This window comes from Streptomyces sp. NBC_00670, from assembly GCF_036226765.1.
Taxonomy (GTDB): Bacteria; Actinomycetota; Actinomycetes; order Streptomycetales; family Streptomycetaceae; genus Streptomyces.
Window position 1 is genome coordinate 4,379,018 of sequence record NZ_CP109017.1, and the last position, 13,853, is coordinate 4,392,870.

Annotated in this window: 12 protein-coding genes; 7 read left to right on the plus strand and 5 right to left on the minus strand. The window is 73.1% G+C overall.

Going from position 1 to position 13,853, the window contains the following annotated elements; translation table 11 throughout:
* Window positions 1–32: 32 nt before the first annotated feature.
* Window positions 33–914, minus strand: a complete 882-nt coding sequence (locus OIE12_RS19525) for a hypothetical protein (RefSeq protein ID WP_329137040.1) — start codon at window positions 912–914, stop codon at window positions 33–35.
* Window positions 915–1,209: 295 nt separating this feature from the next.
* On the opposite strand from OIE12_RS19525, the gene rplM reads away from it, so the two are divergent.
* The 3 genes from rplM (at window position 1,210) to glmM (ending at window position 3,897) form a co-directional block, all read left to right on the plus strand.
* Complete coding sequence (gene rplM / locus OIE12_RS19530; protein ID WP_329137042.1) at window positions 1,210–1,653, plus strand: 50S ribosomal protein L13; 444 nt, start codon at window positions 1,210–1,212, stop codon at window positions 1,651–1,653.
* Between the two features lie 42 nt (window positions 1,654–1,695).
* Window positions 1,696–2,208: a 30S ribosomal protein S9 gene (gene rpsI / locus OIE12_RS19535; protein WP_030380843.1), complete on the plus strand. Its 513-nt coding sequence runs from the start codon at window positions 1,696–1,698 to the stop codon at window positions 2,206–2,208.
* Window positions 2,209–2,538: 330 nt separating this feature from the next.
* Window positions 2,539–3,897, plus strand: coding sequence for a phosphoglucosamine mutase (gene glmM / locus OIE12_RS19540; protein ID WP_329137045.1), 1,359 nt, complete (start codon window positions 2,539–2,541; stop codon window positions 3,895–3,897).
* Between the two features lie 21 nt (window positions 3,898–3,918).
* On the opposite strand, the gene OIE12_RS19545 is transcribed toward glmM, so the two are convergent.
* The 3 genes from OIE12_RS19545 to OIE12_RS19555 all read right to left on the minus strand — a co-directional run bounded on the left by OIE12_RS19545 (window position 3,919) and on the right by OIE12_RS19555 (window position 6,198).
* Window positions 3,919–4,842 (minus strand): DUF389 domain-containing protein, encoded by a 924-nt coding sequence (locus OIE12_RS19545; RefSeq protein ID WP_329137047.1) that lies wholly within the window; start codon window positions 4,840–4,842, stop codon window positions 3,919–3,921.
* Window positions 4,843–4,876: 34 nt separating this feature from the next.
* On the minus strand, window positions 4,877–5,845 hold the full coding sequence (coaA, locus tag OIE12_RS19550) for a type I pantothenate kinase (protein ID WP_329137049.1): 969 nt from the start codon (window positions 5,843–5,845) through the stop codon (window positions 4,877–4,879).
* A gap of 125 nt (window positions 5,846–5,970) precedes the next feature.
* Window positions 5,971–6,198: a hypothetical protein gene (locus tag OIE12_RS19555; RefSeq protein WP_329137051.1), complete on the minus strand. Its 228-nt coding sequence runs from the start codon at window positions 6,196–6,198 to the stop codon at window positions 5,971–5,973.
* 238 nt (window positions 6,199–6,436) lie between these two features.
* Here OIE12_RS19555 and glmS point away from each other — a divergent pair, with 238 nt between their 5' ends.
* Together glmS and OIE12_RS19565 are read left to right on the plus strand one after the other, a co-directional pair.
* Window positions 6,437–8,284 (plus strand): glutamine--fructose-6-phosphate transaminase (isomerizing), encoded by a 1,848-nt coding sequence (gene glmS / locus OIE12_RS19560; protein ID WP_329137054.1) that lies wholly within the window; start codon window positions 6,437–6,439, stop codon window positions 8,282–8,284.
* A gap of 175 nt (window positions 8,285–8,459) precedes the next feature.
* Window positions 8,460–8,831 (plus strand): holo-ACP synthase, encoded by a 372-nt coding sequence (locus OIE12_RS19565; RefSeq protein WP_329137056.1) that lies wholly within the window; start codon window positions 8,460–8,462, stop codon window positions 8,829–8,831.
* A 13-nt stretch (window positions 8,832–8,844) separates the two neighbouring features.
* Here OIE12_RS19565 and OIE12_RS19570 read toward each other — a convergent pair whose 3' ends face one another.
* Window positions 8,845–10,635: a PP2C family protein-serine/threonine phosphatase gene (locus tag OIE12_RS19570; RefSeq protein ID WP_329137058.1), complete on the minus strand. Its 1,791-nt coding sequence runs from the start codon at window positions 10,633–10,635 to the stop codon at window positions 8,845–8,847.
* Window positions 10,636–10,769: 134 nt separating this feature from the next.
* Here OIE12_RS19570 and OIE12_RS19575 point away from each other — a divergent pair, with 134 nt between their 5' ends.
* Window positions 10,770–12,206, plus strand: a complete 1,437-nt coding sequence (locus tag OIE12_RS19575; RefSeq protein ID WP_329137060.1) for an NAD(P)H-hydrate dehydratase — start codon at window positions 10,770–10,772, stop codon at window positions 12,204–12,206.
* Window positions 12,207–12,646: 440 nt separating this feature from the next.
* The gene (gene alr, locus OIE12_RS19580; RefSeq protein ID WP_329137062.1) at window positions 12,647–13,810 is read left to right on the plus strand and encodes an alanine racemase; all 1,164 of its coding nucleotides are present in this window, start codon (window positions 12,647–12,649) and stop codon (window positions 13,808–13,810) included.
* The last annotated feature ends 43 nt before the right edge of the window (window positions 13,811–13,853 follow it).

Here is a 13,853-nt window from a genome sequence, read left to right on the forward strand (position 1 = left end):
CGTCCTGCGTGCGTGCGTCCTGCGTGTGCGGCCTACTTGTTGGCGGCGGCCGACGCCTGGGTCTCGCCGCGCCGGTGGATCTGGCGGAAGGTGTACTCGGCGAGGTCGTCGCCGGCGGTGAAGACCGTGGTGTCCTTGGTCGTCACGTCCTTCTTGCCGGTGAAGCCGCCGAGCGTGAAGTAGGCGTAGCGGCCGACCGAGTTGCGGGTGCTGCGGCAGACCGAGGTGCGGCAGAAGTCGTCGACGCCGGAGCCGGGCAGCGAGGTGAGGATGCTCTTGTCGTCCGTGGCCTCGCGGGCCTTGGTCGCGTCGTCCGCGGTGTCGAAGACGGCGACGCCCACGGTGACGGCCACGCCGCCCTTGGCGGTGTAGGTGACGCGCATGACGCGGGTGCAGCCGTTGGCCGTCAGCGCCTTGGGGAGCGTGCCGCGGACGGCGGAGGCGCAGTCGGTCGTGGAGGACCGGGCGTGCTTGGTGTAGACGTGCGAGTCCAGGGTGACCTGCGAGCCCGGGAACAGGGTGTCCGGGCTGAGCGCGGCCTTGTCCTTTTTGGCGCTGGATATGAAGTCCATCGGGTCCAGCGGCGGCGGGGCGGAGGTCGGGTCGAACGACGGGTCCACGGCGGAGGTGGAACCGCCGGGGATGTCGGCGCTGCCGGGCAGGCTGTTGGCGGGCTTGTTGTCGGACCCGCTGTTGGCGGACACGACGGCCATGGCCACGGCGGTGCCGACGGCGACCGTGGCGACGGCGCCGCCCACGATCAGCAGCAGCCGGCGCCGCTTGTTGCGCGACGCGGAGGCGTCGGCCAGCGCGGCCCAGTCCGGTGTGTCACTGGTGCTCTGATTGCCCCATTGTTGTTGCTGGGAGCCCGGTTTCCAGGGATCCCACGGGGGCTCCCCCTGCCCATAACTCATGCGCCGCATCTTAGACGGGCCGGGCGGGGTCCGGGCCAGCCCCCGGGGGGCGGGCTCCCCGGGCCCGGGTGGGGTGGCCGTTTTGACCCGTCCGGGGTGCCGCCGTTATTCTTCTTGTTCGTTGTGTGTATTGGCTTGCTCATTCTCACGTGAGGGGCCCTTACACCGGTCTCCGGACCGATGACCAGCGACCCCATGTACGCGGTTTGCGTCGCCGCCATGCGGTCAGGGCTGTCGTGATCGTCTTCGGTGACCATGTCAGGACCACTCACTGAAGAAGCGAAGGCTACGAACCGTGCGTACGTACAGCCCCAAGCCCGGCGATGTGACGCGTCAGTGGCACGTCATCGACGCCCAGGACGTCGTCCTGGGCCGTCTGGCCTCCACCGCCGCCTCCCTCCTGCGCGGCAAGCACAAGCCGATCTACGCGCCCCACGTCGACACCGGTGACTTCGTCATCATCATCAACGCCGACAAGGTGCACCTGTCCGGTAACAAGCGGACCCAGAAGATGGCGTACCGCCACTCCGGCTACCCGGGTGGTCTGCGCTCCGTCCGCTACGACGACCTGCTGGACAAGAACCCCGAGAAGGCCATCGAGAAGGCCGTCAAGGGCATGCTCCCCAAGAACACTCTGGGCCGTCAGATGCTCTCGAAGCTGAAGGTCTACAAGGGTGACCAGCACCCGCACGGCGCGCAGCAGCCGCAGCCGTTCGAGATCACCCAGGTCGCGCAGTAAGTCCGGCCACCCCCTAAGACCGAAGAGAATCTGAGGAGAATCGTGGCCGAGACCACTGCCGAGCAGCCGCTCGAAGAGCTTGACATCGAGAGCTACACCAGCGAGTCCGAGGTGCCCGTCGAGGGCGAGTACACCTCCGAGTCGCTGTCGTCCCGCTTCGGCGAGCCCCAGCCGGCCGCCGGCCTGGGCCGTCGCAAGAACGCCATCGCCCGCGTCCGGATCATCCCGGGCACCGGCAAGTGGAAGATCAACGGTCGCACCCTCGAGGACTACTTCCCGAACAAGGTGCACCAGCAGGAAGTCAACGAGCCCTTCAAGGTGCTCGAGCTCGAGGGCCGCTACGACGTCGTCGCCCGCATCGCCGGCGGCGGTGTCTCCGGCCAGGCCGGTGCGCTCCGTCTCGGTGTCGCCCGCGCGCTGAACGAGGCGGACGTGGACAACAACCGCGGCCCGCTGAAGAAGGCCGGCTTCCTGCGCCGCGACGACCGTGCGGTCGAGCGCAAGAAGGCCGGTCTGAAGAAGGCCCGCAAGGCCCCGCAGTACAGCAAGCGCTAAACCGCGCACCGGACCGCCGCAGCGGCGTCCGCGCAGTACCGCCGTACCCGCCCCGGTGGCACGTCCCGTGCCGCCGGGGCGGTGCGTTTCCCGGGGCGGGCTTACCACAGGTTTATGCGGCTTGGGGTATGGGCTTCCAGTAACTTCCGGTAGTTTCCGGTATGAACCCTCCGGCACAGGTTCGCGCGGTACAACCTGAGGGCGGGCCCGGCGGTCAGAAGTCATGTCCGGGGGATGTGCGGGCCCCGGCCGTGCCCGACACTCGCACGAGCCGCACTTCACTCGCACTCGCACGAGCCGCACTTTCTGAGCACATTCGGAGGCACCACAGTGGGACGACTCTTCGGCACGGACGGCGTGCGCGGTGTCGCCAACGCGGATCTGACGGCGGAGCTGGCGCTCGGCCTCTCCGTCGCGGCGGCACACGTACTGGCCGAGGTGGGCACGTTCGAGGGCCACCGGCCGAAGGCCGTCGTCGGGCGCGATCCGCGCGCCTCGGGGGAGTTCCTGGAGGCCGCCGTCGTCGCGGGCCTCGCCAGCGCGGGCGTGGACGTGCTCCGCGTGGGCGTGCTGCCGACGCCGGCCGTGGCGTACCTGACCGGCGCGCTCGGCGCCGACCTCGGCGTGATGCTCTCCGCCAGCCACAACGCCATGCCCGACAACGGCATCAAGTTCTTCGCCCGCGGCGGGCACAAGCTCGCCGACGAGCTGGAGGACCGCATCGAGTCCGTGTACGCCGAGCACCGCACCGGCGCCCCCTGGCAGCGGCCCACCGGCGCCGGCGTCGGCCGGGTCACCGACTACGACGAGGGCTTCGACCGCTACGTCGACCACCTCACCGGTGTCCTCCCCAACCGTCTCGACGGTCTGACCGTCGTCCTCGACGAGGCCCACGGCGCCGCCTCCCGCGTCTCCCCGGAGGCGTTCACCCGGGCCGGGGCCACCGTCGTCACCATCGGCGCCGAGCCCGACGGCCTCAACATCAACGACGGCTACGGCTCGACCCACCTGGACAAGCTTCGCGCCGCCGTCGTCGAGCACGGCGCCCACCTCGGCATCGCGCACGACGGCGACGCCGACCGCTGCCTGGCCGTGGACCACGAGGGCACCGAGGTCGACGGCGACCAGATCCTCGCCGTGCTGGCGCTCGCCATGCGCGAGCAGGGCACACTGCGCGCGGACGCGGTCGTCGCCACCGTGATGTCCAACCTCGGCTTCACGCTCGCCATGGAGCGCGAGGGGCTGCGGCTGGTACAGACCGCCGTCGGCGACCGGTACGTGTTGGAGGAGATGAAGGACAAGGGGTACGCGCTCGGCGGCGAGCAGTCCGGTCACGTCATCGTCCTCGACCACGCGACGACCGGCGACGGCACGCTCACCGGGCTGCTGCTCGCCGCCCGGGTCGCCGGCACGGGCCGTACGCTCAAGGACCTCGCCTCCGTCATGGAGCGGCTGCCGCAGGTCCTGGTGAACGTGCCGGACGTCGACAAGTCCCGGGTGACGACGTCCGCGGAGCTGGCGGCGGCGGTGACGGACGCGGAGCGGGAGCTCGGTACGACGGGGCGGGTCCTTCTGCGTCCCTCCGGGACGGAGCCGCTCGTGCGGGTGATGGTGGAGGCGGCGGACATCGAGCAGGCGCGGTCGGTGGCGGGGCGGCTCGCCGACGCGGTCAAGTCCGCGCTCGGGTGAGCGCGCGGGACCCCGCGCCCCTCAGGGGCGCGTGCGCGCCCACAGCCACTTCTGCATGAGCAGGGTCAGAGTCCCCGCCAGCACGATGCCCGCCAGGTTCAGGAGCAGTTGGTAGGTCGAACCCGCCGTCTGGTGGGTGTCGCCGTAGCTCAGGGCGACGGCGGCGTTCGCGGCGGCGGGGACCGTGGTGACGGAGATGGCGACGCCCACCAGGGCGCCGGACTTGGCCGAGGTCAGGGACAGGGTGCCCGCGATGCCGGCCAGGACGGCGACGACGAAGGAGAAGGCGTCCGGGGCGTACACGAACCCGGTGTTGGGCCGGTCGCCCTCCAACTCGGCCTCGCTGAACAGGTTGAGGGCGTCCATCAGCAGGCTGAAGCCGACGGTGAGCACCATGGCGGCGGCGAAGCCGGCGATCAGGGCGACGAGGGAACGCAGCGCCAGGCGCGGGGCGCGGCGCACGATCGCCGTGGACAGCCCCGCCAGCGGGCCGAACTCCGGACCGACCGCCATCGCGCCGACGATCAGGACGGCGTTGTCCAGGACGACACCGCACGCCGCGATCATCGTCGCCAGGGTGAGGAAGGCGACGTAGGTGACGGAGAGCGTCGACTCCTCGTGCGTGGCCTCGGTCAGCTGCTCCCACAGCACCGCGTCCGCGCCCTCGCCCGGCGCGTCCTCCTCGGCCTTGTCGGCCCGCCGGGACAGCGACAGGTCGATGTTCTCCACGGCGATCGAACCGGCGTCGTCGAGCCCCAGTTCCCGCAGCCGGCCGATGAGTTCGTCGCCGGCCTCACGGGCCACGTCGCACATCACGACGTCCCCGGCCGGATTGCGGGCGGCTCCCGGGAGCACCACGACATGCGTGGTCCCGACGGTCTTCTCGATCACCCGGACCACGTCCTCGGTCCGCCCCTCCGGGGTGATCAGGCGCAGATGCAGCATCCCCGCAGCGTAGCGGGACGCCCGGTCGCCGCCGTCAGAGTTTGCGCAGGCTCAGGCGCTGCACCGTGTGGTCGGAGCCCTTGCGGAGGATGAGGGTGGCGCGGCCGCGGGTGGGGGCGATGTTCTCCGTGAGGTTGGGCTTGTTGATGGTGCGCCACATCGTGCGGGCGTAGTCCAGGGCCTCCTCCTCCGAGACCTGGGTGTACTTGCGGAAGTACGAGGAGGGGTTCTGGAACGCGGTCTCGCGCAGTTTGCGGAACCGGCTGAGGTACCAGCGTTCGATGTCCTCGGTGCGGGCGTCGACGTACACGCTGAAGTCGAAGTAGTCGGCGAGCCCGACGCGGGTGCGGCCGTCGTCGCCGGGGAGCGCGGGCTGGAGGACGTTGAGGCCCTCGACGATCAGGATGTCCGGCCGCCGTACGACGAGCCGCTCGTCGGGGACGATGTCGTAGATGAGGTGCGAGTAGACGGGCGCCGTCACCTCGTTCTTGCCGGCCTTGATGTCGGCGACGAACCGGGTGAGCGCGCGGCGGTCGTACGACTCGGGGAAACCTTTCCGCGACATCAGGCCGCGGGCCTGGAGCTCCTTGGTGGGGAGCAGGAAGCCGTCGGTGGTGACCAGTTCGACGCGCGGGTGCTCGGGCCAGCGGGAGAGCAGTGCGCGCAGCAGCCGGGCCACCGTCGACTTGCCGACCGCGACGGAGCCGGCGACGCCTATGACGAACGGGGTGCCGGACTGGGAGCCCTGCTCGCCGAGGAAGGTGTTGAGGGCGCCGCGCAGGGTGTCGGTGGCGCCGACGTAGAGGTTGAGCAGCCGGGAGAGCGGGAGGTAGATGTCCCGCACCTCGTCGAGGTCGATGACGTCGCCGAGGCCGCGCAGCTTTTCGACCTCCTCGGCGGTGAGCGGCAGCGGCGTCTTGTCGCGCAGCGCGCTCCACTCCGTGCGGGTGAGGTCGACGTAGGGAGTCGCCTCCGGCCGGGACCGGTGGGCGCTCCGGGGCATCGAGGAGACCGGAGAGATCACAGTCCATTGTTACGGGAAGACGAACGGAAAGGACGGGTGGGATGCGTCACTCGCCCCACGGCCTCGGTCTCGGGCCCGGCCCCGGTCCCTGGTCCCGGGACGCGTCACTCGCCCTCGGCCAGGCGGTCGATGGCGTCCTGGACCAGGGCCAGGTACTCGGCCTCCTCGCAGCGCGGCTTGCTGCCGAGCCGGTAGTTCGCGAGGCAGTCGTCGAGGTCCTCCCCGACGTCCTCGTCGGGCAGCTCCGCGGCCAGCTCGCTGCAGACCCGTCCGGCCAGATCGGACGGATGCGCCGGGCGGCGGCGCACGAACCGGTGAAGTCGAAGGCGCACGGCCGTTTCCCCCTGCCCCGGGAGACGGCTCACTCCCGAATGGGGGACCGTATCCCTCTTGCCCGGGAAGGTCCATACCGCGCACACAGAAAGCACACAGATACGGGTGTCGTGTAAAGCGACACCGACGCCTCGCGCTTCGTGGCGGGCACGCCGGGCCCCTCCAGCGGCGATTTCTTTCCGAAATCGGGCAAGATCGACGAGATTCGGCGCCCCCTGGCCGCATAGGCTGCCCTGCATGTGCGGAATCGTGGGATACGTGGGGGCGCAGTCGGCGCTCGATGTGGTCGTGGCCGGTCTCAAGCGGCTGGAGTACCGGGGGTACGACTCCGCCGGTGTCGCCGTCCTCGCCGACGGCACTCTCGCCGCGGCGAAGAAGGCCGGGAAGCTGATCAACCTGGAGAAGGAACTGAAGGACCGCCCGCTGCCGACCGGCACCACCGGCATCGGACACACCCGCTGGGCCACCCACGGCGGCCCCACCGACACCAACGCGCACCCGCACCTGGACAACGCCGGCCGGGTCGCCGTCGTACACAACGGCATCATCGAGAATTTCGCCTCCCTGCGCGCCGAGCTGGAGGAGCGCGGGCACGAGCTGTCCTCCGAGACGGACACCGAGGTCGTCGCGCATCTGCTCGCCGAGGAGTTCTCCTCCTGCGCCGACCTCGCGGAGGCCATGCGACTGGTGTGCCGGCGGCTGGAGGGCGCGTTCACGCTGGTCGCCACGCACGCCGACCAGCCGGACGTGGTCGTGGGCGCCCGCCGCAACTCCCCGCTCGTCGTGGGCGTCGGTGAGGGCGAGGCGTTCCTCGCCTCCGACGTCGCCGCGTTCATCGCGCACACCCGCTCCGCCGTCGAGCTGGGCCAGGACCAGGTCGTGGAGCTGCGCCGGGACGGCGTCACCGTCACCGGCTTCGACGGCAGCCCCGCCGACGTGCGCGCCTACCACGTCGACTGGGACGCCTCGGCGGCCGAGAAGGGCGGCTACGACTACTTCATGCTCAAGGAGATCGCCGAGCAGCCGAAGGCGGTCGCCGACACCCTGCTCGGCCGGATCGACGCGGCCGGATCGCTCACCCTGGACGAGGTCCGCATCGCCGACTCCGAGCTGCGCGAGATCGACAAGGTCGTGATCGTGGCGTGCGGGACGGCCTTCCACGCCGGGATGATCGCCAAGTACGCCATCGAGCACTGGACCCGGCTGCCCTGCGAGGTCGAACTCGCCAGCGAGTTCCGCTACCGGGACCCGATCCTCGACGGACAGTCCCTCGTCATCGCGATCTCGCAGTCCGGCGAGACGATGGACACGCTGATGGCGCTGCGGCACGCCCGTGAGCAGGGCTCGCGGGTGCTGGCCATCTGCAACACCAACGGTTCGACGATCCCGCGCGAGTCCGACGCCGTGCTGTACACGCACGCCGGTCCCGAGGTCGCGGTCGCCTCGACGAAGGCGTTCCTGACGCAGCTCGTCGCCTGTTATCTGGTGGCGCTGTATCTCGGGCAGATGCGGGGGACCAAGTGGGGCGACGAGATCCGGGCGGTGATCCGCGATCTGTCCGGGATCTCGGCGGCGGTCGACCGGGTGCTGGAGACCATGGAGCCGGTGCGGGCGCTCGCGCGGTCCCTCGCGGAGAAGGACACGGTGCTGTTCCTGGGGCGGCACGTGGGCTATCCGGTCGCGCTGGAGGGGGCCCTGAAGTTGAAGGAGCTCGCGTACATGCATGCGGAGGGGTTCGCGGCGGGGGAGCTGAAGCACGGGCCGATCGCGTTGATCGAGGAGGATCTGCCGGTGGTGGTGGTCGTGCCGTCGCCGCGGGGGCGGTCCGTGCTGCACGACAAGATCGTGTCGAACATCCAGGAGATCCGGGCGCGGGGGGCGCGGACGATCGTGATCGCGGAGGAGGGGGACGAGGCGGTCGTCCCGTACGCCGACCATCTGATCCGGATTCCTGCGACGCCTACGTTGTTGCAGCCGTTGGTGGCGACGGTGCCGTTGCAGGTGTTCGCGTGCGAGCTGGCGACGGCGCGGGGGAACGAGGTGGATCAGCCGCGGAACCTGGCGAAGTCGGTGACGGTGGAGTAGGGAGCGGTGTCGGCTGACCGCCGGTGGGGCTTCTCGCGCAGTTCCCCGCGCCCCTCAAGGGGCGCGGGGAACTGCGCGACCAGCCACGACGCACCCGCACCCGCCGACGGACCCCGAACCCCGAGCTACTGGGCGCCCGAACCCCGAGCCTCGGCGGCAGCCGTATGGTTCCCGTATGGGAATCATCGGGGTCGGGATCGACGTCGCCGAGATCGAACGGTTCGCGGCGTCGCTGGAACGTACGCCCGGCCTGCTTCGGCGACTGTTCGTGGAGGACGAACTGCTGCTCCCCGGCGGCGAGCGCCGCGGCCCCGCCTCGCTGGCCGCGCGGTTCGCCGCGAAGGAGGCCCTCGCGAAGGCGCTCGGCGCCCCCGCGGGCCTGCTCTGGACGGACGCCGAGGTGTACGTCGAGGACAGCGGCCGCCCCCGCCTGCGGGTGCGGGGCTCGGTTGCGGCCCGGGCCGCCGAACTCGGCGTACGGCAGTGGCACATCTCGCTGAGCCACGACGCCGGCATCGCGTCGGCGGTCGTGATCGCCGAGGGGTGACGGCACCCCCTCTTCACACGTTCCGCTCCACCAGGCGGAACGCCAGTACCGTCGCGTCGTCCTCCGCGTCCGGCCCCACGAGCTCGTCGACGAGTCCCCGTACGTACGCGTCGAGGGCCGCACCGCCCGGCGGGATGCCGGCCCCCGCCCCGTTCCGCACCGCCCGCAACAGGCGGGACGCGTCCCGGTCCAGGTCCGAGCCGCGGCGCTCGATCAGCCCGTCCGAGTAGAGCAGCACCACGTCACCGGGGTGCAGCAGGGTCTCGGCCGCCGCGTACGGCACGCCGGGCAGGACACCCAGCGGCATGCCGGGCCCGCCCGGCGGCGGGTCGAGGAGCCGGGCCCGCCCCGCGCGCACCAGGACCGGCGGCGGATGGCCCGCGCAGGTCCAGCGCAGCAGCCCCCGGTCGGGGTGGTAGCGGGCGATGACCGCCGTCGCCGTCGACTCCTCGCCGTCGTCGCAGGCGAGCAGGTTGAGCCAGCCGGTCAGTTCCTCCACCCGCCGGCCGGTGAACGCGAGCCCCGCCAGCCCGTACCGCAGTTTGGCCATCAGGGTGACGGCCTCCAGACCGTGCCCGCGCGCGTCGCCGAGGGCGATGAGGACCTGGCCGGTGGGCAGGACACGGGTCTTGTACCAGTCGCCGCCCACCCGTGCCGTCCGCCCCTCGGGCCGGTACACGGCGGCCGCCTCGACGCCGTGCCGGGCCAGTTCCGGCGGGAAGCCGGGCAGCACCGCCTCGCGCAGCCGTTCGGCCACCTCGGCGACCGCGTCCGCCCGCTCCCGCTGCGCCCGCGCCTCCCGCACCGCCCGCTCGGCGACCTCCCGGCCGCGCACGTCGGAGGTCACGTCGCGGCAGACCGCGCGCACGGTCCACACCGGCCCGGTCTCCGGACGCACCGGCTCGGCGATGAAGCGCAGCACCCGCGCCTCCGGTTCGCCCGGCCCCAGGCGCAGTTCGAGGTCGACGACGTCCCGTTCGCCCAGCAGTACGTCGTGGAGCCCCCGGTACAGCGGCTCCCGGCCCTCGGGCAGCACCATGCGGCCGAGTTCCGCCAGGTCCGGCAGCGGGGCCGGGGCGGGCAGACCGAGTACGTCGCGCAGTCCCGTCTCCTCGACGGTCCCGTCGGCGAGACTCCACTCCGCCCAGCACACGCGGGCGAGCTGCTGCGCCGCCCGGGCCATCCGGGCGCGCGCCTGCTCCCCGCGCTCCCAGGTGAGCAGCAGCAGTTCCCCGACCGGGGCCACGCGCACCTCGCTGCTGATCCGCACCGCCCGCCCGCCCGGGCCGGACAGCGACCACTCGGCGGACTCGGGTCCCTGCGGCCGTCCCGTCCGGCGCGCCTCGTCGAGCAGACGGGGCACGGGCGTGTCCGCCAGGCTCGGGAAGCGCGCGAACAGCGGCACGTCCCCGCCCCACGCCGGCCAGGACGCCGCCGGCTGCCGGGCGGCGGCCGGGAAGCGGCGCTCGGCGTACTCCCGTGCGGCCGCGTTGTGCCCCAGATAGCGGTACTCGGTCCCCGCGCCCGGCCCGTACGGCACCGCCCGCACCACCATCGCGGCGAGCGGCACGGCGTCCAGCAGCTGCCGGGCCGGCGGCTCGGCGACGGGCGGCGCCGGGGAAGACGTACGGGACGGCTGCCGGGGCCCGCCGAGGGGCGCGCCGGACGGCGCCTCCGGGGACGTCAGGGGCGACGTCACGGGGGACACGGCATGCGCGTCGACGTACCGCCCGATCCGGAACCGCTGCTCGGCCAGCAGCAGCTCGAGCGCCCGGAGCCACCGGTCGCCGCCCTCGTCGGCCATCCGTCCGCCTTCCTCCCTGCGCGTTCCGTGCCGGTCCCTCTCCGCATGCTCGGTGACCGGCGGGCGGCGGGCCACTCGGCGGCGGCGCGGGCCGCCGGACGTACGCCGGGCGGATACGGGGCAGACTCGGTCCCATGCGTACCGCGTACAGCGTCGAAACGGTCAGGACCGCCGAACGCGCGCTCATGGAGCGGCTTCCCGACGGCACCCTCATGCAGCGCGCCGCCGCCGGACTGGCGACGGCCTGCGCGCAACTCCTCGGCAGGGTGTACGGCGCCCGCGTCGTCCTCCTCGTCGGCAGCGGCGACAACGGCGGCGACGCCCTGTACGCCGGTGCCCGGCTCGCCGCCCGGGGGGCGGGGGTCACCGCCGTCCTGCTCGCCCCCGACCGCACCCACCCCGGCGGCCTCGCGGCCCTGCGCCGGGCCGGCGGCACGACGGTGCGCCCCGAGGACGCCGAGCCGCCGCTGCGCCGCGCCGGCCTCGTCGTCGACGGCGTCGTCGGCATCGGCGGCCGGGGCGGCCTGCGGCCGGAGGCGGCCCGGCTGGCCGGGATCGTGGCGGAGACCGGCGCGGCCGTCGTCGCCGTCGACCTGCCGAGCGGCGTCGAGGCCGACACCGGCGAGGTGCGCGGCCCGGCGCTCCGGGCCGACCTCACGGTCACCTTCGGCACGCACAAGCCGGGGCTGCTGATCGACCCCGCGCGGGAGTACGCCGGTTCCGTGCGCCTCGTCGACATCGGACTCGGCCCGCACCTGCCGGACGTGCCCGGGCTGGAGGCGTTGCAGCACGCGGAGGTCGCGGCGCTGCTGCCGGAGCCCGCGGCGGAGAGCGACAAGTACCGGCGGGGGGTCGTCGGCATCGCCGCCGGGTCCGCGCGCTACCCCGGGGCGGCCGTGCTGGCGGTGGCCGGGGCGCTGCGCGGCGGGGCGGGGGCGGTGCGGTACGTGGGGGCGGCCGGGGAGGCGGTCCTCGCCCGCTTCCCGGAGACGCTGATCTCCGACCAGGGTCCGGCGAAGGCGGGCCGCGTACAGGCGTGGGTCGTCGGGCCGGGCGCGGGCGACGACGCGGGGCCGGTGGCGGAGGTGCTGACGGCCGACGTACCCGTGCTGCTGGACGCGGACGGGCTGCGCCTGGCCGACCGGGACACGGTCCGCGCCCGCAGCGCGCCGACCCTGCTGACCCCGCACGCCGGTGAGGCCGCCGCCCTGCTGGGCGCCTCGCGGGAGGAGGTCGAGGGCGCCCGGCTGACGGCGGTGCGCGAACTGGCGGCGCGGTACCGGGCGACGGTGCTGCTCAAGGGGTCGACGACGCTGGTCGCGGGGGAGGCGGGGGCGCCGGTGCGGGTCAACGCGACGGGGACGCCGTGGCTCGCCACGGCGGGGAGCGGCGACGTCCTGTCGGGCCTCGCCGGCAGCCTCCTCGCGGCGGGGCTGCCGCCGCGTGACGCCGGCAGCGTCGCCGCGTACGTCCACGGCCACGCCGGCCGCCTCGCCGCCGAGGGCGCGCCGGTGGGCGCGCACGACGTGGCGGGGGCGATCCCCCGTGCGTGGCGATCGGTGAGGGGGTGATGCGCCTAGCGGGGGCTGCGCCCCGATAGGCGCGTGGGGCGGTATCTTCTGCGCGGCTCCGCCGCGGTGTGCGCGAGCACTCACCGTGCCCCTGTAAGGGGCGCGGGGCGGTGTCTTCTGCGCGGCTCCGCCGCGGTGTGCGCGAGCACTCACCGTGCCCCTGTAAGGGGTGCGGGGCGGTGTCTTCTGCGCGGCTCCGCCGCGGTGTGCGCGAGCACTCACCGTGCCCCTGTAAGGGGCGCGGGGAACTGCGCGAGAAGTCCCCACCCACCCGCACTCCCCACTCGACCCCACCCACCCGAGCTCTCCGGGGTCCAAGGGGCGAAGCCCCTTGTGAGGATGGGACGGGTAGGGGCGGCGGGGGCGAAAAAATCCCACCGAACCACCACCCGCCCCGCCGGAATCCCCCCACCCACCCCCTTTGAGACACTGACCCCAACATGATGACCAGTGACACCACCCCCCTCCGGGCCCACGCGCGGATCGACCTCGCGGCGCTCCGCGCCAACGTCCGCACCCTGCGCGCCCACACCCCCGGCGCCCAGCTCATGGCGGTCGTGAAGTCCGACGCCTACGGCCACGGAGCCCTCCCCTGTGCCCGCGCCGCCCTCACCGCCGGCGCCCGCTGGCTCGGCACCGCCACCCCCGAGGAAGCACTCACCCTCCGGGAGGCCGGTCTCCCGGGCCGCATCATGTGCTGGCTGTGGACCCCCGGAGGGCCCTGGCGGGAGGCCGTCGAGGCCGACCTCGACCTGGGCATCAGCGCCCTGTGGGCCCTGCGCGAGGCCACCGCCGCGGCCCGCGCCGCCGGCCGCCCCGCCCGCGTCCAGCTCAAGGCCGACACCGGCCTCGGCCGCAACGGCTGCGCCCCCGCCGACTGGCCGGAACTGATCGCCGAGGCCCTGCGCGCGGAGGCGGCGGGCCTGGTCCGGGTCACCGGACTGTGGTCCCACTTCGCGTGCGCGGACGAGCCCGGGCACCCGTCCATCGCCCCCCAGCTCGCCCGCTTCCGCGAGATGGTCGCGTACGCCGAGGACCGCGGCGTACGCCCCGAGGTGCGGCACATCGCCAACTCGCCCGCCGCGCTGACCCTCCCCGAGAGCCACTTCGACCTGGTCCGCACCGGCATCGCGATGTACGGCATCTCGCCCAGCCCCGAGCTGGGCGCCCCCGCCGACTTCGGACTGCGCCCCGTGATGACGCTGTCCGCCTCCCTCGCCCTGGTCAAGCACGTCCCCGGCGGCCACGGCGTCAGCTACGGCCACCACTACGTCACCCCCGGCGACACCACCCTCGGCCTGGTCCCCGTCGGCTACGCGGACGGCATCCCCCGCCACGCCTCCGGTGCGGGCCCCGTCCTCGTCGCCGGCAAGTGGCGCACGATCGCGGGCCGCGTGGCCATGGACCAGTTCGTGGTGGACCTCGGCGGCGACGAGCCCCCGGTCGGCAGCGAGGCGGTGCTGTTCGGACCGGGCGACCGGGGCGAGCCCACCGCCGAGGACTGGGCGCAGGCGGCCGGGACCATCGCGTACGAAATCGTGACCCGGATCGGAACCCGTGTGCCCCGCGTCCATGTGAATGTGAATGCCGAACGGGAATCATGACCCCGTTCGAGTGAACGCGCCGGCCCGCACGCGGGGCGACGGA

Excerpts from the sequence above, each read along its gene's own strand:
- OIE12_RS19525 (WP_329137040.1), bottom strand. The coding sequence starts at position 914 with ATGAGTTATGGGCAGGGGGAGCCCCCGTGGGATCCCTGGAAACCGGGC.
- OIE12_RS19545 (WP_329137047.1), bottom strand. The coding sequence starts at position 4,842 with ATGCTGCATCTGCGCCTGATCACCCCGGAGGGGCGGACCGAGGACGTG.
- coaA (WP_329137049.1), bottom strand. The coding sequence starts at position 5,845 with ATGCCCCGGAGCGCCCACCGGTCCCGGCCGGAGGCGACTCCCTACGTC.
- glmS (WP_329137054.1), top strand. The coding sequence starts at position 6,437 with ATGTGCGGAATCGTGGGATACGTGGGGGCGCAGTCGGCGCTCGATGTG.
- OIE12_RS19565 (WP_329137056.1), top strand. The coding sequence starts at position 8,460 with ATGGGAATCATCGGGGTCGGGATCGACGTCGCCGAGATCGAACGGTTC.
- OIE12_RS19570 (WP_329137058.1), bottom strand. The coding sequence starts at position 10,635 with ATGGCCGACGAGGGCGGCGACCGGTGGCTCCGGGCGCTCGAGCTGCTG.
- OIE12_RS19575 (WP_329137060.1), top strand. The coding sequence starts at position 10,770 with ATGCGTACCGCGTACAGCGTCGAAACGGTCAGGACCGCCGAACGCGCG.
- alr (WP_329137062.1), top strand. The coding sequence starts at position 12,647 with ATGATGACCAGTGACACCACCCCCCTCCGGGCCCACGCGCGGATCGAC.